Source organism: Clostridium saccharobutylicum DSM 13864 (assembly GCF_000473995.1).
GTDB classification, from domain to species: Bacteria; Bacillota; Clostridia; order Clostridiales; family Clostridiaceae; genus Clostridium; species Clostridium saccharobutylicum.
On record NC_022571.1, the window covers coordinates 435,683 to 456,951 of the forward strand.

20 protein-coding genes are annotated in these 21,269 nt (G+C 28.8%); 12 read left to right on the plus strand and 8 right to left on the minus strand.

The features are described 5' to 3' along the window. Window positions 1-133 precede the first annotated feature (133 nt). From CLSA_RS02070 to CLSA_RS02080, 3 genes are all read left to right on the plus strand, one after another. Entirely contained in the window at window positions 134-1,267 is a 1,134-nt protein-coding gene (locus CLSA_RS02070) for a bifunctional lysylphosphatidylglycerol flippase/synthetase MprF (RefSeq protein ID WP_022743743.1), read from the plus strand. A 282-nt stretch (window positions 1,268-1,549) separates the two neighbouring features. Next, a complete protein-coding gene (locus tag CLSA_RS22330) occupies window positions 1,550-1,870 on the plus strand; it encodes a DedA family protein (protein ID WP_257788119.1) in 321 nt (106 codons plus the stop codon). A 462-nt stretch (window positions 1,871-2,332) separates the two neighbouring features. Continuing rightward, window positions 2,333-3,274: a glycoside hydrolase family 25 protein gene (locus CLSA_RS02080; RefSeq protein ID WP_022743746.1), complete on the plus strand. Its 942-nt coding sequence runs from the start codon at window positions 2,333-2,335 to the stop codon at window positions 3,272-3,274. Window positions 3,275-3,475: 201 nt separating this feature from the next. Here the strand turns inward: CLSA_RS02080 and CLSA_RS02085 are convergent, their stop codons facing one another. Next, window positions 3,476-4,300 carry a TerC/Alx family metal homeostasis membrane protein gene (locus CLSA_RS02085; RefSeq protein ID WP_022743747.1) on the minus strand — a complete coding sequence of 275 codons (825 nt, stop codon included), beginning with the start codon at window positions 4,298-4,300 and terminating at the stop codon, window positions 3,476-3,478. 669 nt (window positions 4,301-4,969) lie between these two features. Here CLSA_RS02085 and CLSA_RS02090 point away from each other — a divergent pair. Together CLSA_RS02090 and CLSA_RS21905 are read left to right on the plus strand one after the other, a co-directional pair. Further along, a complete protein-coding gene (locus tag CLSA_RS02090; RefSeq protein ID WP_022743748.1) occupies window positions 4,970-5,824 on the plus strand; it encodes a zinc metalloprotease HtpX in 855 nt (284 codons plus the stop codon). A 1,019-nt stretch (window positions 5,825-6,843) separates the two neighbouring features. Next, window positions 6,844-7,752: a hypothetical protein gene (locus CLSA_RS21905; RefSeq protein ID WP_022743749.1), complete on the plus strand. Its 909-nt coding sequence runs from the start codon at window positions 6,844-6,846 to the stop codon at window positions 7,750-7,752. Between the two features lie 602 nt (window positions 7,753-8,354). Here the strand turns inward: CLSA_RS21905 and CLSA_RS02100 are convergent. Beyond that, window positions 8,355-8,594 carry a hypothetical protein gene (locus tag CLSA_RS02100; RefSeq protein WP_041716020.1) on the minus strand — a complete coding sequence of 80 codons (240 nt, stop codon included), beginning with the start codon at window positions 8,592-8,594 and terminating at the stop codon, window positions 8,355-8,357. Then, entirely contained in the window at window positions 8,585-8,767 is a 183-nt protein-coding gene (locus CLSA_RS02105; protein ID WP_022743751.1) for a hypothetical protein, read from the minus strand. Before CLSA_RS02105 ends, CLSA_RS02100 begins: the two co-directional genes overlap by 10 nt. 161 nt (window positions 8,768-8,928) lie before the next feature. On the opposite strand from CLSA_RS02105, the gene CLSA_RS23335 reads away from it, so the two are divergent. The 3 genes from CLSA_RS23335 (at window position 8,929) to CLSA_RS02115 (ending at window position 11,825) form a co-directional block, all read left to right on the plus strand. Beyond that, a complete protein-coding gene (locus CLSA_RS23335) occupies window positions 8,929-9,093 on the plus strand; it encodes a hypothetical protein (protein ID WP_022743752.1) in 165 nt (54 codons plus the stop codon). 122 nt (window positions 9,094-9,215) lie between these two features. Then, window positions 9,216-9,605 (plus strand): hypothetical protein, encoded by a 390-nt coding sequence (locus CLSA_RS02110; protein ID WP_041716430.1) that lies wholly within the window; start codon window positions 9,216-9,218, stop codon window positions 9,603-9,605. Between the two features lie 1,605 nt (window positions 9,606-11,210). Next, a complete protein-coding gene (locus CLSA_RS02115; RefSeq protein WP_022743754.1) occupies window positions 11,211-11,825 on the plus strand; it encodes a hypothetical protein in 615 nt (204 codons plus the stop codon). 111 nt (window positions 11,826-11,936) lie between these two features. Here the strand turns inward: CLSA_RS02115 and CLSA_RS23695 are convergent, their stop codons facing one another. From CLSA_RS23695 to CLSA_RS02130, 4 genes are all read right to left on the minus strand, one after another. Beyond that, window positions 11,937-12,143, minus strand: coding sequence for a transposase (locus tag CLSA_RS23695; RefSeq protein ID WP_257788120.1), 207 nt, complete (start codon window positions 12,141-12,143; stop codon window positions 11,937-11,939). A 6-nt stretch (window positions 12,144-12,149) separates the two neighbouring features. Continuing rightward, window positions 12,150-12,875, minus strand: coding sequence for a transposase (locus CLSA_RS02120; protein ID WP_022743756.1), 726 nt, complete (start codon window positions 12,873-12,875; stop codon window positions 12,150-12,152). Window positions 12,876-13,011: 136 nt separating this feature from the next. Then, window positions 13,012-13,212 carry a YvrJ family protein gene (locus tag CLSA_RS02125; protein WP_022743757.1) on the minus strand — a complete coding sequence of 67 codons (201 nt, stop codon included), beginning with the start codon at window positions 13,210-13,212 and terminating at the stop codon, window positions 13,012-13,014. Window positions 13,213-13,304: 92 nt separating this feature from the next. Continuing rightward, entirely contained in the window at window positions 13,305-13,796 is a 492-nt protein-coding gene (locus CLSA_RS02130; protein ID WP_022743758.1) for a hypothetical protein, read from the minus strand. A 340-nt stretch (window positions 13,797-14,136) separates the two neighbouring features. Here CLSA_RS02130 and CLSA_RS02135 point away from each other — a divergent pair, with 340 nt between their 5' ends. Then, entirely contained in the window at window positions 14,137-14,379 is a 243-nt protein-coding gene (locus CLSA_RS02135) for a hypothetical protein (protein WP_022743759.1), read from the plus strand. Window positions 14,380-14,471: 92 nt separating this feature from the next. On the opposite strand, the gene CLSA_RS02140 is transcribed toward CLSA_RS02135, so the two are convergent. Beyond that, window positions 14,472-15,059 (minus strand): sigma-70 family RNA polymerase sigma factor, encoded by a 588-nt coding sequence (locus CLSA_RS02140; RefSeq protein ID WP_022743760.1) that lies wholly within the window; start codon window positions 15,057-15,059, stop codon window positions 14,472-14,474. Between the two features lie 162 nt (window positions 15,060-15,221). Here CLSA_RS02140 and CLSA_RS02145 point away from each other — a divergent pair, with 162 nt between their 5' ends. From CLSA_RS02145 to CLSA_RS02155, 3 genes are all read left to right on the plus strand, one after another. Continuing rightward, a complete protein-coding gene (locus CLSA_RS02145; protein ID WP_022743761.1) occupies window positions 15,222-16,118 on the plus strand; it encodes an N-acetylmuramoyl-L-alanine amidase in 897 nt (298 codons plus the stop codon). Window positions 16,119-16,382: 264 nt separating this feature from the next. Beyond that, entirely contained in the window at window positions 16,383-19,691 is a 3,309-nt protein-coding gene (locus tag CLSA_RS02150) for a type I restriction endonuclease subunit R (protein WP_022743762.1), read from the plus strand. A gap of 20 nt (window positions 19,692-19,711) precedes the next feature. After that, window positions 19,712-21,268, plus strand: coding sequence for a type I restriction-modification system subunit M (locus CLSA_RS02155; protein WP_022743763.1), 1,557 nt, complete (start codon window positions 19,712-19,714; stop codon window positions 21,266-21,268). Window position 21,269: the final 1 nt, after the last annotated feature.

A 21,269-nucleotide genomic window follows, 5' to 3' on the forward strand; every position in this document is an offset into this window, starting at 1 on the left:
TAGGAATTATGTATCACTTTTTCCATAGAATCAGCCTCATTTCCAATATTAACATCAGATCTATTTATTAAGATAGAAAAATTCCCTTCGATATATAAGTAAGACATAAGATTCTTACGAGGTGATTTAACATATGGAATATTTATACAATAAGAGAGTTGAATTAAAAGGTTTTGATAATGATAACAGTTATCTAGAATATTTAATTAAGATGTACGGAAAAGATTCATTAAACTATCTATCATTTGAAAAGGATAGAAAAATTTTCATATCTGATAAAATAGAAGGCTTTATTGCATATGTAGTAGTAAAAAAGGTAGCTCTTTGTATAGGCGACCCTATATGTCTTAGTAATAAAAAAAGAGAATTTATTCTTGAATTTATGAAACATTGCAAAAACATGAAAATTAAACCTTGTTTTTCTTCAATAACAAAAGAAACAAGAGACATTCTTGAAAACTTAAATTTTATTGTTTCTAAATATGGTGAAGAAGCAGTAATAGAATTAAATTCTTATGAAATGATAGGTAAAAAAACCTTAAAATTACGTCAAAAAGTTAAACGAGCAGAAAATGCAGGATTAAAGTTAATAGAATATACACCTAGAAATAGTAGAGATATGGTTTTAGAAAGTAAAATTGATGAAGTATCAGCTCAGTGGTTTAAGTCTAAAAAAGGACAATTGTCCTTCTCTGTTGGAGAAATGCACCTTAAGAACCCAATAGATAGAAGATACTTTATTTCTTTAGATGAATGTGGTGATATTCAAGCTATTCTTATGTTTTCACCTTATAATGAGGGGAAAGGCTATTTTTTGGATGTAATGAGAAGAAGGCTTGACTCTGTTCCTGGTGCTATGGAACATGCAATTATTACATCTGCTATGAAAATGAAAGAAGAAGGAGTAGAAGCTGTAAGCCTTGGAATTGCTCCTCTTGTTGGAATAGATTCAAAACATGAAAAAGCTACTTCGCTTGAAAAATGTATGGATTACATATATAACAATGTAAAATGTGATTATGAATTTAAAAAATTATATGATTATAAGAAAAAATTTTCTCCTACTAACTGGGCTGTAAGATATATAGCTTATGACAAAAGCATCTCCCTAATAAAAATAGGTTATGTTATTATAAAGGCCAAAAATGCAAACAACATACTAAAGAGTGTATTAGAAGGACTATGGGAAAAAATTAGTACCATTGAGTATAATTTTAAGAGAGAAAATTTAATATGGACTATTTATTTGAATTTATTAATATTATAACGAATTTGGACAAGAATATATTTGAAATTGTAAACATGCTTGGAGTATGGTTCTATATATTTTTATTTATAATGATTTTTTTAGAAACAGGATTTTTTATGGCCTTGATTCTTCCTGAAGAATCTTTACTATTTGTATTAGGAAGTTTATCTTCAGCCGGAATAACTAACATTTTTACTGTAACGTTTGCTATTGTCTTTGCCTCGATTATAGGTGATTCCGTAAGCTATCTAATTCGGACTTAAAGTTGGAAATAGAATTTTAAATTGTGAAAAAGAGTGTATTTTAAGTAAAAAGTATATAATAAAATCTCAAGGATTTTACAATAAAAATGGAAATAAAGCAGTTATACTTTCTAGACTTATACCTTTAGTTCGGACATTTGTTCCGTTGGTTGCAGGAATGGCAAGAATGGAATACTCTAAATTTATAGTACTAGATATAATTGGATCTGTACCATGGATACTAGTATATGTTGGTGGTGGATATTTTTTTGGTAATATTCCAATAGTTAAAGATAATTTTAGTTTAGTGTTAATAGGTGTAGTTTTACTTTCTATTTTACCAGTTTTAATACCACATATGAAAAAAAAGACTAAATAGTAGAGACACCAGCGAACATGGTATTACTGTAAAGTGAAATAAATTATTTGTAAATAGATTAAATTGAATCGAATCTTTAAGTTTACTTTTTAAAATGATAGTATTTAAAACAGTTTTAGTAAACTTAGCAATATCCATATTAAGCAAGTGTGTGTGAATTTATTCTATGCTCATACTAGTTTTTAAATGTATTACGCCTGAACCACATTACAACTTTACACAAAAAGAGGAACCACAAAGCAAAAATGTGGTTCTTCTTTTTAATTTTGTTCAAGCATTGATTCAAGCTTGTTTAAAATATAGTTCTTTTTACACTTTTATATTTTGAAATAACATGAAAGTATTAGTTTAACATATGTTACAAGTTTGATTTAGATTTATCAAAAATAATTATACTATAGGCACATTTTTTTATATAAATTAATATTTATATTAGAGAAGTATTTTTATTTTGGAGGAAATATGCAAGACAAGAATCCCAAAAGTCTTTTTGGAATAGACATAAATGAGTATAGTCAAAATGTCCAATTTAATGTATTAGCAACAACAATAGATTTTTTATATTTAAGATCTTCAGGATCTGCAACCGGTAGGTTTAGAGTTGATAGAAGGTTTTTGGAGTATGCAAGGACTAGTAGAAGTTTTGGAATACCAGTAGGTGCATATCATTTTGGATTACCATCATATGATTTGACAGATGCGGATAGACAATGTGATGACTTTATAAGCATACTTCAACAGGGGTTTGGTAATAAAGACTATGGTGATTTATTTCCAGTGCTAGATATTGAAGCACCTACAGATCGATCTATTTCTACAAATACATTAATCAATTGGATTGATAGATTTAGAAAAAGATTTGAATCAAAAACTAGACGTAGGCTCATGCTTTATACAGGAGTAAATTTCATAGAACTGTATAATAATTTCTTTATACCTGGACGTGGATATCCTTTGAAAAATATGCCATTATGGATTGCAATGTATACAAAAATACCTGTTAATCCAGATTTTCCACCTAATGCAGGAGGATGGACTAGGTGGAGAGTATGGCAGTATGCAGAAGATCAAGTTGTACAAGGCGTTGGAAATCCTCTTGATGCTAACTGGGGACCAGATAATATTGATTTATTAACTCAACCAGATGTTGTTAAGGGGTTACAAGCAAGATTTGAAGGTAGAAACATAAAAGTTTCATGGAATAGAAATAGTGATATAGATTTATTAGGTTATAATCTATTTGCGAATGGGGAATGGGTTGGTACAGTGGATGAAAAAGCCACAACATATACAATACCTTCTAGCAAAATAAAAGTTTATAAAAACTTACCTGTAGTAGTTTCAATTGAGGCTTTTGATTATGATGGAGAAACATCAAAAATACGTTCAAAAGTAAATGTGTAAAGTGAAATTTATATCATATTTTCAACTTTAACAATAATATGCTTGACTTGTGCATTAATTTTCAAATAAAGAAAAAGGATAGCAAATTAATAAATATATAACTTATATAATTAATTTGTTATCTTTTTATATATAAAAGTGTAGGAATTCATCACTAATAGTATTAGAAGAAAACATAAAAGTATACTATTATTGAATAATTTACTTTTTGATTTTTCTACTAATTATTATAGAGGTTATTACACTTATTACAAGGATTAGTATAATAATAGAAATGGAAAGTCCTATGGATATATGATATTTAAAAGAAATTCCAAGCTTGATACCAGTAAAAATAAGTATTACACCTACTCCATATTTAACATATTCAAAAGTATTGTGGAGTTTTTCTAAAAGAAAATATAAATTTCTAAGGCCTAATATTGCAAAAATATTTGATGTGTATACAATGAAAGCATTAGTTGTTATCGCAAATATAGCAGGTATTGAATCTATTGCAAAAAGTAAATCTGACCCTTCAATTAAAAATAATAAGGCAAATAATGGTGTTGCATGAAGAACATTGTTTATTCTTATAAAAAACTTTTCGTCATGAAGTTCTTTAGTTACAGGTATCATTTTTTTTAGAAGTCTAATTAATTTACTGTTTTCAAATGATACATCATCTTCTTTGTTAATCATCATTTTCACACCGCTTATAATAAGAAGTATACCAAATATATATAGAATCCATTTAAATGCATTTATAATTGCAATTCCTAATATAACAAATATAAATCTTAGAATAATAGCACCAAAAATTCCATAAGTTAAAACTCTTTTTTGATGTTTAGCAGTAATTCCAAAGCTAGAGAAAATTAATAAAAAGAGAAAAAGATTATCGACACTAAGACTTAGTTCAATAATATATCCTCCGAGAAATTCTAAAGCTCTTTCAGAACCCATGTAATACCATATAGCCAAATTAAATATAGTAGCTATAAATGTAATTAATAAAAACTTGAATAAATGTTTTCTAGTAGACATTTCTATAACTCCCTCCAGATAAATTTGTATTTAAGCTGTATATATTGTTTGAATATATTCGAAGTTTCATACAAAAACAATATAAATTTTGATTTTTTGTATATGAATTATAATAACTTTAAAAAGCAATTAAAAAATTTAGTTAACTTTATTTGTATAATAAAGTTACAGAAAATTATAAAAGATATTTAATATATATATATTGAAAATTGAAATATACATTAAAAATTAAGCACTATCTCACTAAATCCATGAATAAATCATTTTGCAACATATATAATAAAAAGAACTATGTAAGCAAAAATAAAAATTAGTTAAAAAATATTTGTTTGAAATAATATAACAAGTCTGTAAGAATAAATCAATCAGAGTTTATCACAATGAAATATTTATAATGTTGACAAGTTTTTTATTTAATAGTAATATTATTAATAACAATATTAAAAAGACAGTGATAATCTCATTTATAGGGGGAGTAACTGCCTGTTAATTACAACAGGATTCAAAGTCGTCATTACGGAGAAATCCCGGCTTTGAAAGCAAAAAATGCTTAGTGAGACTCTATAGTTAGAAAGTGTTCTAACTATAGAGTCTTTTTGTTACATAAATTTCTAATTTGAGAAAAATTATCAAAATATTTTAGTAATTAAGTAAAAGGAGGAAAACAAAATGCGTGGTCTAGGAAATCAAATTAAAACTTTGCTTTTGATGAGTGTCTTGACGATATTAGTAGTATTAATAGGCAGAGGTATTGGAGGTCAATCAGGAATGATGATGGCTTTAATATTAGCATTGGTTATGAATGGAGGGAGTTATTGGTTTAGTGATAAAATTGCTCTTTCTATGGCAGGAGCACAGCCATTATCAAAACACGATAATATTGAAATTTATGCTATGGTGGAAAAACTGACAGCCAATGCTGGAATGCCAATGCCGAGACTTTATATGACGCCTTCTACGCAGCCTAATGCTTTTGCAACAGGACGTGATCCTGAGCATTCAGCAGTTGCTGTTACACAGGGCTTACTGAATATACTGAATTGTGAAGAACTAGAAGGTGTTATTGCTCATGAACTGGCACATATTAAGAATAGAGATGTACTTATAAGCACTATTGCAGCTGTAATGGCTGGAGTAATTACAATGATGGCTGATTGGGCACAATGGGCATTAATGTTTGGCTTTGGTAACAACGATGAAGAAGAAGGTCCAGGCTTCTTAACTTCTTTGCCATTAATCATTTTAGGACCTATTGCAGCCATGTTGGTACAGATGGCAGTATCACGATCTAGAGAATATCTTGCAGATAGTACAGGAGCAAGAATTGCAGGACATAGCAGAGGTCTGGCAAATGCTTTACTGAAGTTAGATCAGGCTTCAAGAGTGATTCCAATGGACGTAAATCCTGCAGCAAGTCATCTTTTTATAGTGAATCCTTTAAATGCTAAGAAATTAATGAACTTATTTAGTACTCATCCATCTATAGAGGATAGAGTTCGTAGACTTCAGGCTTCAAATTTGTAGTTTTATTTTAATTTTGAGGCACATTCAAAAAAATAAAAATAGGATGAAAGTGGGTATATCAACGATTATTATAGTATTCTTTTATATATGTAATTAGAATATATTTTTTAATTAAGTAACTATAATAGATACTTATAATTACTATTTTTATGTGTATATACAGTAATTTTAAATGGCGTACTATTTTTCATGGCGCTTAATTCATCAACCAAAAAAGAGACAGGTCATCAGCATATAGCTCTAAGCATATAGGAGTTTTCAGACAAGCTTCAACCTCTTATATATTAAGAGTCATTATGCATTAGACTAGTTCTTTATTTGGGTACCCGCTGGAGCGCTTAACATGTCTAACTTTATTTCATAAAGTAAAACAAGTTTATAACTTGAGGTGTTTATTTCATAAACTACCTCAAGAGGAAGGCAAGTACACTTCTGGAAATAAGGCGTTATTCCGTAAATGATACAAGCCCACAAGGAGCTTGCACACTTCGGAAAACGTTATTTCCCGAAATGATACATGCCTTCTTTGGGTTAGAGAGAGTTTTGGTAGCAAGATAATAGAATGTATGGATGTAGTTGTAGCAAGTACTGCTTATAGAATAGAGATACATGAAGTATAGGAAGTATTATGGCTGAAATAGAGATAATACTAATAGTCTGCAAGGTGTGCGTATTGATGCATACGCATAAGTAGAAGGACACCTTGGACTTGCTCTCACAAGTGTAGAATAAGTTTTATTGGAAGGTGAGGGCAGGTCCACAATATACAAGCTTATCTGCTAGTCCTTTTGAGTGATGGCGTTATTTCCGTTCAAGAAATCCAATCATTAAAAATAATAAAATTTATATTACAAGGAAATTATTTTTAATGATGCGATTTCTTTCACTTCAATAACACGCATCACTAAAAAGGACAGGCAGAAAAGCTTGTACATTGACGGTGCCCTGTTAAACAAAATTAATTATAAAATGCACAATCTGTAGATTATATAGTGTATATAAGTAGATGGGAGAAAATTATGCCTAAATATATGCTAAGAAATGAAATAGAAGATATCATAAAAGAGCGAAAATGGAATTTAAACACAAGAATTGATTATAAACAAAAGTTTAGTGAGAGCGACCAATTAAAAATAATATGCAAGTGTGGGAAACCTCAAACTTTGGGTGTTAAATCCTTAAAGAGTTTTATATGCCCCTTTTGTAAGAATAGTTACAAGCCAGATAGTGTCAAAAAGAAAGTTTGTACTTTATGTGAAAAACCACATAATTGCAGAACTCAATTATGTGCGAAATGCAATAAACAATCGAAAGATTTAAAGATATCTATAGCCAAATTATTAACGCTGAAAGAGCATTATAGAAGTAATGAGTACAAAGGAAAAGAGTATAAAAAGTGGGAGTGTGATATACCACCATATATATTACATGCGATGATTAAATATCCAACAAGAGAGTTGCTAACTTTAAGTGGCGATAAATCAAATCCTACAGTGCATTATATTTGTAAAGCATGTGGCGAAGAACAAATATGTAAGTTTAGAAATTTGCATAAAGGGCATGGGTGCATATCAAGTAAATCTAGTGGAGAAGTTTTAGTAGAAACTTTCTTAAAGGAACAAAATATTAAATTACTCACTCAATTTAACACTCTAAAATGTTTTAATCCTATAACTAAAAGACAACTACCTTATGATATAGAAATTATAGGTGCGAGGATTTTAATTGAAATTCAAGGTGAGCAACACTTACAATTTACTGAATATTTTCATGGAACAATAGAAAATTTTGAATATCAAAAAAGAAAAGATGATTATAAAAAAAGATGGGCAGAAAACAAGGGTTATAAAGTAATATATATTTATTATAATGAATTTACCAATGAAGATTATAAGAGAAAAATATTAGATGAATTAAAATTAATTTAATTCTCAATTCTACTATTAAGTGTATATAAAGTAAATTATAATTTGTCATATTACTGACATAATAAAGGGATAATATATATTTATAAAGTAGTTGAAATATTATTTATCCCCTTAAATAATTATTAACCCGTATTTAGAATGATTTACTACACCCTAGTAGATCATTCTTTTTTATTTTTAGAAAATACTATATTTAAGGTAGGGGTAATACCAATAATGAAATTTTACACAAGCTCTATTAATAAATAATTACAAGATATAGTATTAGTGAAATAAGTAGATACCTAATGTTGTATTTAATATATAGAGCTTATCTAAAAGAATGTTTTTGGGGAGAGCAATTATACCAATAGAAAATAAATATTGTAAAGGGGGTCACACGTTCACCCCTTTACAATATTTATTTTCTATGGAGCTTAAGTATTTGCCCCAAAAACAACATTGGCTTGTCTTATGATTTTATTAGTTGAATTTGTAGGTTTTCAATGCTTTAAGTTTTGGCTTTGGTTTAGACTAATATAAGAGTTTAGTGTTATTAATTTTTCTCTTATTAATGTAATTAAGTATTTAAAGTAATCCAGAAGAGGTGGATCTCTTCTGGATTATTTCAGTTTAAGTTCAAGTTGTTTTGGTTTGCTGGCAAGAAAATATTTGTATTTCTCTTTATAATAAAGGATTACTTTTCTTCTTGCTTCATATGGCAATGTATTTAAAAGGTAATCATATTGTGCTTTTGATGTAAATCCTTCTTCTTTTTTTAGCCAGGTTGTAAATGTCATTGTAACTAATCCTTTCATATATGTTTTCATTATTGAGACAGAGGAAAAGTCCTCTAATCCCATTCAGTTTGTAGGTATTTTTGCCAATGTTCATATTTTTCGTGGTAAAATAAATCAGTTTTTTGTGCATTTTCTTTAGATTTTTCTGATATAATTTCTAGCCATTTCTTATAGTGAGTTAATGAATTAAATCCTTCCTTAACTGTAATATATTTAGTAAATGAAAAGTGTCTCATATATGTAAAATCCTTTCTTACTTTGATATTATAATTATTGCCAATTATGCGAACAAATATTCTATATCGCTTGTACAAATTTGAAAAAAATTTTGTACAAAAAGTGTATAAGAAAATTAATTGATGGATAGAATATTTTACTAGGAAGGAGTGGAAAATTTATGGAGGAAAAGAAGAAAATAAAAATTAAAAAACCAGCAACTAAGCAAGTTCATTTAGAATGTGATATGGTATTATACAATAAGTTTGAAGAGTATTGTTATAGAAACGGAAAAGATGTAAGCAAAACAATAAGGGCATTTATGAAAATGTGTATAGGAGAATAAAATGTTTAATTTAAGGTACCTAATAAAGGTACTTTTTTGTACAGAAAAATGTATTAAATTTCTATAAATGGGCAGACTATGAATAGGGGAGGAAATAGTAAAAAGAAAGTGTGGTTTTAAAAGTGGATAAGAGAAAATATGAGTCAAAAACATTAATTGCAGAGTACAAATATTTGAGTGAGCTTGAAGAGTTTAGGTTTTCTGAAAAGGCTTATAGATTAAAGGACGGTTCAATAATTATTGAGTTTGATGGTGCCAGTTTAAGTCTTTATGGATTAAAATTAAGTTTCAAAGAAAGTATAGGAAGAAAAGGGCTTTATAGTATTGATGATAAGGATTATAAGTTTTGGAAACTACTTAGAAGTGATATTGATAATAGTTATTTTGTTGATTGGGAGCAGGAACGTAATGATCAATATGAAGAAACATGGCAAGAGCAATATAATAATATGATAAGTATGCAGCATCAAAATATACTAGAAAAAATATCAGGTGATGAGTTGCCATTTTGAGTACATAGGGGGAAAGAAATTTCCTCCACAAATAAATAGTACAATATAGACAAGACTTGCAGTAGCTTTAAACAATAGACAAGCTCTAGCGCCAGGAATATAAAAAGGACAAGCCACATACCAACATACTCAGATAAACTTTAACATAGCATGTCCTACTAGGCAGCACACTAAGACATGGAGTTTTCATAGTGGCCATACATATTTATTTAAAAATATAGTCAAGATCAAAAGCAAAGCGTGTCTTTACTATATTTTTAAATAAATATACCATAATGTATGAAAAAACTAGTTAAAAGTATTTATAAAGGTGCTGCATAGTGGGGGCGTTTTTGTACTGGCTTTTCTATTAGTATAATATTGATGTCAGTATCTATAAGCTTTAATGCTGAGTAACTAAAAATAATTTCACTGTAATATTATTTATTATTTTTAGTTATTGAACATTAAAGCTGTAATGATAGATGATACTTTAATTATAGAAAGAATAAAGCCTGTACAAAATGGAACCGCCACCACCTTTCTTAACTTTAAATATGTATTGGTGGTGGCGAGTACAAGCCCCCCATCCATTCCAGCTTGTCTGGGCAACATACTTTTGTTTTAGATTATTGAAGAAAGAACCAACGTATAGAAGATAGTAAAAAGTATACAGATAAATTATAATATCACAATGATTGCACACCACCGGGTACCCAAACAATGGATTAGTCTAATGCATAGAGATTCTTAGTGAATAAAAGGCTCCGAGTGTGGAGGAGACTTTTAGGCACTTAGAAGCTCTAGCTAATGACCTGTTCATTTTTGGGTGGTGGATTATGTGCCCAAATAATTATTTGATAGAAGAACTTGTCCTTTAGAAAATGCGTATATAGGAATAGATATAATAACTACTATATATTCTCTAATATAAAAACATAGTTATTAAAATATATAAATATCTAGATATACTATATGAAATTAAATAATAAAAACTAATGGAGTGGCTGAGCCACAAGGAGCACGTGGTGTTCCTTATATATTTATTCCTTGCTGCCGCAGGCCATCTAATTAGGGTAATAGAAAAGCTTTATTGTAGATACTTTAAGTTTAGTGTATAGAATATCAACATACTTATATCTAAAGATTTTAAATAAAATCATAAGCTTGTCTATTACTTCCTTTGACTTTAAGGCAAAGCCTTTAAGTCACTAGCTGCACTTTAAAATAACAACAGAAGAAAGTAGCAATGCAATAGCTTAAGCAAAGCCTTAAGATGTTGCATATTGTTTCTTTCTGGTCATTGAGTTTAGAAGTAAATTTAGAGTTAAGTGGTAGCAGAAAACATTAAAGTTCGAGTGAAGCGAGTGTTAATCAAAGGATATTAATTACTTCAAGCAGAAGATATAATCTGCGAAGAATTGAGATTTACATTTTAGAAAGCCTTTAAATCGTAGATATAGTTTGGCTTGAAGAGTATTAATAGCTTCATTTTTAACATATCATTGTTGGATATCAATGATGAAATTGCATATGGAATATTTGTAAAAAATGTTATAATGTATTTGCAAAATAATGCTGAATAGTAAATTATCACGAATTAATATAGTCAAGGAGAATTATAGTATGCATAAAGAAGGAATTGAATCTTGGAGAATAGTAGTGTCTAGTGATATATCATTAAATTTTATTCTTTTTACTGGTTGTTTATATGGATTAATAGATGTTGATAATATAAAAGGAAGAAATAGACTATGGCCTTCAAAACATTTTAATGATAAATTGACTAAACAATTACCGTTGTTAAAAAATCAATGGAGTGAATGGTTTAATACTATTGTTAAAGATAGAGGAGAAAAAGTTATTTTAAAACAAAAATTTGATTATAAGTATAATATGTTTAATCTACCTAATTTCTCTGACTTCCAATATTATGAATTGAGAGAATGTTGTAAAAATGCATGGAAACCTTTTATAGAATGGTGGGAAATGATTGGCGGAGGCAGAAATGCTCTTTCATATTTTGAAGGATTCGGCGATGAAAAAATCTATCAATATATTGGTGAATTTGAAAATAAAGTTCAAAGGAAAGTTAAACCATTTAATTTATATATAGATTTAGTATATACAGGAACATCTCAAATTATAGAAGCGAACAGTGAATATATCGTTATGATTCCAGTTAGACCAATATATTTTGATAAAGATTGGTGGATGAATAAGTTACAACAGGTAGGCTAAAATAAATAAAATCACTACATCATGTTCTTAATTTTAAAGGCGATAAACATTTAATAGGTTGTTGAATAACTATTTTTTACAAATAGTTATTCAACAAAATATTCTTAGAAATTATAGATTCCAAGGATATTTTCTAGTTTTTATTCCTTGCTGTTTTTTATTAAATTCATCTATTAAGTACGCTAATAAGACCCATTTTATATGACGTTCGTATCGGGCTTGCCCATAAAGCCTTGGGTTTTCTAAGTTATATAATCCCTTTAATACAGAGAATAATTGCTCTATTTTCAATCTGTTTTTATATAATTTTAATCCAATAGGAGATTAAAGAAATAAAGCATTTTCATATCGTTTATCAGCAAATGACTCAGTACTTTTAGCCTTACGCATATTTATATCAGTTAACAAATTAAATTCTAAGCTAGAAGCAATTTCAAACCACTCAACTGAATCATATGCTGCATCTGCAAGTATTAAAAATGGATTATAAATTTTAGCCTCATATAGTAAATCTGAGACTTGATTGTCATAAACATTAGCTGTTGTTAAATCAAAAACCAAAGGAATTATAATATCACTAACAGCTGCAATGCAGTGTAATTTATAACCTTTATAGTATCCAAGACGTGTACCCTTACCGGATTTAGCTTCGCTATCGTATTTTGAACTTCTTAAAGCAGTGCCATCTATTGCACACAGTCTAGTTTCAGGATTGATAAGTTCAACAAACATAGCATAAATACCATAATATATATGCTTCTCTAAAATTTTAGTTCTTAATGATAATGTAGAATAATCTGGCACTTGATTAAGTTGAATTATAGATTGAAACACAAAGTCTTGCTTTATACGGTATTCAAGTTCTCTTAAACTGAAAATACTACTTTTAACGCCATATAATATACATGCAACTATTTGTTCATCTGAATACTTGCGTGGTCGGCCTTTAGTACTTTGACTATTTGAATTTAATTTAGCAAATGCAATTTTAACAGCTTTAAAAATTTTATAGTGGTCATTTTCACTTTTAATATTTAATGATATAATCATATTTGAGTCATTCCTTATGTGATATTTTTAGGTTTTTCGCGAAATTATTATATCACAAAGGAATGACTTATTTGTTTTTTACAAATTTTGTTTATTCAACAACCTAATTTAAAATAAAATGTTTATCGCCTTTTTCTCAAGCTATCTTATGAGAATCATCATTAGAGCTATCAGTATCAATAGCTACTCCAAGTTTAGCTGATATTATGGTATTTAATTTATTAATCGATAAAGATAAGTTAGCAATTTGTTTTTCTAAGCGTATTAGCAAATATGCAGCAACAGCTATAGCGAAACCATTGTTAGCTACAAGATTAATTAAATCAGTCACTTCCATTACATCCACCTCCTCTTAATGGATATATGAATATACATAAACAATTTTATTGTGGGTAATAAAAATTATTATAAATAATAACTGCAGAATGATTATTGTTTTCCACCTTCATTGACTATGTAATTATAATAGTGAGCTATAGCTAAATCTACAATAGTGCTAACATAAGTATTTAACTCAGGATGTATACTCTTAAGTTCATTGATTTTTCTAACAGTAGAAGCTCTAAGCATATATGTCCTTTTAGTATCTAGTGATTCGCCATCAATAGGTGGAATCATGCCATTTACTATAGAAGTTTTTCTGTTATCTGTAAGGATTTTAGCATTAGATACATTATTGTCATTTGTAGAGTCTGTTTTATTATTAGATGAAATGCTGGAAGTAGCATTATTGGATTCTAAAGATGAATTATTTTTAGTATTAGTTACATTAATATTTTCTGCTGTTGTATCATCATCAAATGAAAAAGATGAAATACATTGACCAGGTATAGTTGATTCAGATGTAAAGCCAAGTATTTCTTCATTTTCACTAGGAGCAAAATCATTTTGTGGTGGTTCATTTTGTTTTCTCTTAACCATAAGTATTCTCCTTTACTAAATTTTATAGGAAACTCGACTCACATTTGTTAGTTTAGTAAGTTCGATTAACTAAATACAAGAGTTGGACTCTCACTTATGATATATGTAAAAATGGAGAATATTCTAATATGGTAATATTCTTTAACATATTTATTTTTTAGAATATTACCATAGAAGAATATATATTCTTAAGAATATGCTTGAAGAATGAGGGATGAAAGGATGCTAGTATAAAAAATAGTGTTTATTCTAATGTTATTTTAGATAATAAAACATATATCCATAATAGTAGCAGATAGATTTTTTGAAGCTACAAATAAATTATGGAGTGTGTTGTAATATGGTTAAGGATGAAATTAAAATTAAATCAGAAGAAGGAGAAATCTTTGATAAAAAGCAGATAGCTCTTGCTATTAGAAATTCTACTTTTAATGATGAGCTTAGGTGTTCTTTACTTGACGATGGGATATTAGATAAATGTGTAGGATGTAGCTTGAAATATATTTGTGATGGAATTGATGAAGTTGTTGATAGTTATGTTGATAAGACTACAGAGGTTATCAATAATTTTAGCTTTGAATAATGTAATACTTATATATAGATCTAGTTAAAATACAAGTCATTTATTCAAGTTTTTATAATAAAAATAACAGCTCCAAGGTAACCTTGGAGCTGTTAAGCGTTTGATGTTTTATAGTAAATAGAAATATTATTAAGGAGTTTTTTGAGAATATTTTTCTTTTTTACAATGGCAGTAGAATAGCACATGTTTTTTAAATGAGCATAATGTAGAACTGTATTATTCCTAAAGAATACAAAATCTATAAGCTCTTTTTCTTCTTCATTTAAATTTTTTAGAGCCAGTCTTAAATCTTCATAATCACACATTTCACATAATGAAACTTCAGGTGAAATTTCATGTGAAGGAATGTCTTTTTCAAAATTATCATGTAGACTTAGAGCATCATTACCTTCAGTAGATCTTCTGGTTTTAATTCTTTTGATTAAATCACTCATATTATTTTTAATTGCATTGGTGGCATAAGCAACAAATCTATGCTTCTCTAAATTGTACATATGAACAGATTTAAAAAGTGAATGGTAACATTCCTGGATAATGTCATGTTGTTTATATCCATCAATGAAAGTTCTTTTAGAAATATTGTAGATTAGAGGCCTAAATTCTGCTGCTAATTTTTCTTTTGCTGATTCATCATTATTTTTACATTTGGTAACTAAATCTTCAATATAATTAAAATCCATATAAACCTCCTTCTTCAATGAAGAGTTGTGAATTACACTAATAAATTTACATATATTGTGGTTGAAGTTAAATTAACCTTTACATATAGTATATATGGTTAAAAAACATATAACTTAGATGTAAATATAAAAAAATTAAAGATTGTAGAGGAGAGGTGTAAAATGAGTAATTTTATAATAGCTGTAGGTCATACTGCGAGTGGTAATATTGGATGTGGAGTTATTGATAGGTTGGATGAAAGTGAATGCACTAGGCAGATTGGAGATTTAGTAGCAGAGTATTTGCAGGAGAAAGGATATGGAGTTAATTTACTTAGAATTGATAAGAGCAACAGCTATAACTGTGAGGATTGTTTTATTAGGTCGAATCAAGCAAATGAGATAGCAGAAACAAAAGATATAAAACTTTATGTGGAGATTCATATTAATGCAGGAGAAGGAACTGGTCCAGAAGTATTAGTATTTGGAAAATCAGAAGTAGCTAATCAATATGCTGTGAAAGTATGTAATGAATTATCAAGTGCTTTGAATTTACCTAACAGGGGTGTGAAAACAAGAAATTTCATTGTTCTCAGTAAAACTGTAATGCCTGCAATACTAGTTGAATGTTTATTTGCTGATAGTTATGATGCAGAAGTTTATAATCCAGAAGTAATTGCAAAAGCTATTGTTAGTGGGTTAGTTGGAGCTGATGGTTCTAGTGATGGGGAATGGAAAATTGGGTGGAATCATAATGATGTTGGATGGTGGTATACAACTGATCCTATAAACAAATATTATTATACATCAGCTAACGGATGGAAGGAAATTGATGGGGATTGGTATATCTTCGATGATAATGGATATGCTTTGCAAGATTCCTGGTATTATGATGAAAATGATAAGGCTTGGTATTACTTAGATGATGAATGCAAGATGGTTAGAGGGAGCAAGGACAAGCCTTTGCGGAAATGTATTGATAGTGGGTGTTATGCTTTTGATGAGAATGGAAAGATGTATTGTGATTGTGTTACTCCTGATGGGTGGAAGGTTGATGAAAGTGGGGCTTTGGTTAAGTGATTTGATTTATATCATTAATGGTAAAATTATAATTGTATAAGAACAATATAAATGAATTATGAGGGTAGTGAGCATAAGGAAGTGAGTGCTGCTACCTTTAATTATATATAAAATTACATTATATTGTAGAAATGAACAATATTTATGATATTATTTTAAGTATAGATATTATTTAGAAATTAATGTGAAAATAAGAACAAATATATATAGTTTTGAATGAGGTATAAAATGTAGATAAATTATTAGAATGTAGGGGGGAAAATAATGTCTAACTTTGATTTCTTAAATAAAAAATGGATGAAATTAGCTAAGCTAGGTAAACAAGCAGAAAATTATTATCATACAGATAATAATGCGTCAATGCTTAAGATGCGTATGTTTGGAGAGCAAATAATTGATTATGTATTAGCAGCATATAAAGTTGAAGCTGATAGATTTGCAACTCAAGATGACAAAATAAAGCTTTTAAGGAATATAAATATAAATCAAGCTATTCCTGATTTGTTTGATATAGTAAGACGTTATGGAAATAAGGCAAATCATGGTATTTATGAAAATAAGGAATCAGCTAAAGAATGTTTAATAGCTATGTATAGGATATCTGCATGGTTTTATATAAAAGTAACTAAGGATACATCAATTAAGCCTTTAACGTACAAGATTCCTAAAGTATCTACAGTTAAAGCACCTGTGTATAATATTGAAGATTATTCTAAGGAAAAAGAAGATATTAAGGAAGCACATACTAAAGAAGTAAGTTCAGTTAAGGAAGAAAGAAAAGTAGCTATTGAAACTGAAGCGGACAAGGTTGTGCAAAAAGAAGTAGAAGAAACATTAGATCTTAATGAAGCAGAAACTAGAAAGAAGCTTATAGATATAATGCTTAATGATGCAGGTTGGGATATTAATAATAAGGAATTGGTAAAGCTTGAATTTCCTTTAGAAAATCACAAGGAATCAGGGAAAAAAGGTTATGCTGATTATGTGTTATTTGATAAAAAGGGAAATCCTATTGCAGTAGTAGAAGCAAAGAAAACATCTGTTGATCCTATTATAGGTCGTCAGCAGGCTGTTGAGTATGCAAATACAATTGAAAGAGATTATAAGGTGCGTCCTATTGTATTCTATACAAATGGATATGAAATATATATGTGGGATGATAAGTATAGTGAACCAAGGCAAATATGGGGATTCTATACATTAGAAGATTTAGATGAATTGTTTTTTAAACATAAATATATGAAGGATTTAAATAAGATTGAGATAGATAAAAACATAGCAGGTAGACCATATCAAATTGAAGGCATTAAAAGAGTATATGAGAAATATTCTAATGGATACAGAAAAGCTCTTCTTGTAATGGCTACTGGTACAGGTAAAACGAGAACTGTTATTGCTTTAACTAAAGGATTAATGGAAGCAAATTTTGCTAAGAGGGTTTTATTTTTAGCTGATAGAGATGAATTGGTTAAGCAAGCTAAAGAGGACAAGAATAGTTTTAAAACTTTTATGCCTGAGCAATTAGCTTGTAGATTTACAGGCAAAAATTCTGATAATAGGCAAGCTACTTTATATTTTGCAACATATCAAACTATGATTAATTATTATAGTAAATTCAGTGTGGGATTTTTTGATTTAATAATTTGTGATGAATCTCATAGAAGTGTATATAAGGTTTATAGAGATATTTTAGAATATTTTGATGCACATATTATAGGGCTTACTGCGACACCAATTGATTTTATTGAAAGAAATACCTTTGATTTATTTAATTGTGATGATGAAGATCCTACTTTTAATTTCCCAATTGATAAAGCATGGGAGCATGTACCACCATATCTTATTGAACCAAGAGTCTTTGATGCCAGCACTAACTTTTTAAGAAAAGGTATAAAGTATAATGAAATGACAGAAGATCAAAGGCAGAAAGTTGATGAAGAAGGATATGATGGTGAAGATATAGACTATAATAAAAATGATTTGGAGCAAAAGATAACCAATAAAGATACAAATAGATTTATATTAAAAAGTTTAATGGATAATGGTATAAAAGTAGGTGACCATATAGGAAAAACAATTATATTTGCTAAAAATAAAAAGCATGCAGATTTTTTAAACTCTTTATTTAATAATATGTATCCACAATATAAAGGAAAACTTTCAGATGTAATTTATTCTGATATTACAGAAAAAGCAATCCTTATTCAAAAATTTAAGGATGAAGATTTTCCTAGAATAGCTATTTCAGTTGATTTATTAGATACAGGAATAGACGTGCCTGAGATAGTTAACTTAGTATTTGCTAAGCCTATTTATTCTAAAGTTAAGTTCTGGCAGATGATAGGAAGAGGAACAAGAAGATGTGATAATTTATTTGGTGACGCAAAAGATAAAAATGAATTTGTTATATTTGATTGTTATAAAAACTTTGAGTTTTTTGATATGAATCCAAAAGGATTTGTGCCAAAACCACAAAAAACATCTTTGCAGGTTAGATTTGAATTGATGTGCAAGCTGTTAGAAGAATATAAGAAAGCAAAGGAAGAAGTTATATATAAAGACTTTGCAGAAAAGCTTAAAGCAGATATAAATGAACTGCCAGAGAAAAGTATTGAAATTAAGAAGAACAGAAAGAAAATTGAGCAAGTTAAAAAAGAGGAATATTGGAATCACTTAAGTGAAGATTTTATTAAAAAAATAAAACTAGAAATAGCTCCATTAATTCAGTGGATTGAAGCAAAGGATAATTCAGATGCTTTAACTTTTGATAATTCAATTTATAGAATTCTTTATTATAATGTTATAGATGATAAGGACGCATTAGTTAGAGAGATTAATGGTGTAATGGAGAAGCTGTCCAAGCTTAAATTAAATTTAAATTGGTTTGATGAAAAAAGAGAATTAGTTAAATCATTGTTACAGCCTTCAGGATGGGAAGAATTAAGCTTTGAAAGATTAGAGCAAATTAGATTAGATTTAAGAAACCTAATGAAACATAAAGGGACAATAGCTAGCCATTTTGTAGTATTCGATATTAAGGATACTGGTGGAGTAATAAAAGAAATAAGTGCAGGTTCAGTTCTTTATGGAGCAAATATGGAGCCTTATGATAAAAGAGTAAAAGGAGCCATTGAAGATAGATTAAACAATCAGATAGTAATTTATAAAATTAGAAAAGGTGAAAAACTTACTGAAGCTGAAATTGAAAATATCTATTCAATATTTGGAGAAGATTTTGTTTATAGCGTAGATGAATTATCAAGCAAAACTGATATCGATAAAGAGGATATAGTTGGTATTATTAGAAAATTTGTTGGAGTAGATGAAGAGGAATTAAATAAAAGGTTTGAAGTATTTATTCAAAACCATCATAATAAGATGAATGCTACTCAAATTAAGACTTTAGAAATAATAAAGAACGATATTGCAAAGAATAAAGGAATATCATTTGCAGCTTTATTTGCAGCACCATATACTTCATTTAATCCAAATGGGGTAGATGGAATATTTGGAAGAATGGCGGATGAAGTTTTTGATTTGATAGCACCATTTAAAGCAACATATACATCTTAATTAAGAAGGGAACTAAAGAAATGTTAAGTACAGATATAAAAAGTAAAATTGATAAACTATGGAATAACTTTTGGTCAGGGGGGATTTCTAATCCTTTAACTGTAATAGAACAAATATCATATCTTTTATTTATAAAGAGATTAGATGATATAGATAATGCTAAGGAAAAAAGAGCAAATAGAATGGGAAAACCATATAAATCCCTTTTCTTAGAGTTAAGTGAAAAGCAGAAAGCTGAAAATAAGGATTCAGAGGAATCTAGTTTTAACTTAGAATTATTAAAGTGGAGTCAGTTTAAGCATTTAGATGTTGAAAAAATGTTTGATGTAGTATCTCAAAAGGTATTTCCATTTATAAAAGCAATGGGAGGAGAAGCATCTAGCTTTACAGCTGAAATGAAGGATGCAGTATTTATGGTGCCAAAGCCATCTTTACTTCAAGAATCTGTTAGACTTATTGATGGAATAAATATGGATGATTCAGATACTAAAGGAGATTTATATGAATACCTATTATCTAAACTTGCAACATCAGGGGTAAATGGTCAGTTTAGAACACCTAGACACATAATAAGAATGATGGTTGAATTAATGGATCCATCAAGTGATGATATAATATGTGATCCAGCTTGTGGTACAGCAGGATTTCCAATTAACTGCTTAGAATATGTTTTGGAAAAATACACAAGACCAGAAAGTGTATTTACAGATGAAGAAGGAAATCTTCATAATAGGATTGGAGACATGATGAGTAATGAAGAATGGGAGCATTTTAGAACAAGTATGTTCTATGGATTTGATTTTGATCCATCAATGGTAAGAATAGCTTCAATGAACTTAATGTTACATAGTATAGATAATCCTAATGTTAGACAAATGGATACTATGTCAAAAATGTATGAAGAAGAAAATAAATACACTTTAGTATTGGCAAATCCTCCATTTAAAGGAAGCATAGATGAAGGTGACATAAATCCTACATTATCTAAAGGAGCCAAAACTACAAAAACAGAATTACTATATATGAAACTTATAAATAGAATATTAGATTTAGGTGGAAGATGTGCAGTTATAGTACCAGATGGAGTTTTATTTGGCTCAACAAAAGCACATAAGGAAATAAGAAAGACTTTAGTAGAAGAAAATGCATTAGAAGGTATAATATCAATGCCTTCAGGAGTATTTAAGCCATATGCAGGAGTATCGACAGCTATTCTTATGTTTACTAAGGGTGGAGAAACAAATAAAGTATGGTTCTATGATATGCAAAGTGATGGATATTCACTAGATGATAAGAGAAACAAACTTGATAATGATGGAGATATTTCAGATATAATTGAAAAATGGAGAGCTATAAAAAAGGATAATACTTTAGAACCAGGTAAAGAAGATAAGTGGTTCTGGGTTGATAAAGAAGAAATAGTGGGTAATGATTATGATCTTTCTATAAATAAGTATAAGGTAATTGAGTATGAAGAAGTTGTTTATGAAAAGCCAGAGGTTATATTGGGGAAGATTGAAGAGTTAGAAAAGTCAATTTTAGAGGATATAGCTGAGTTAAGGGGAATGGTGAAGTAAT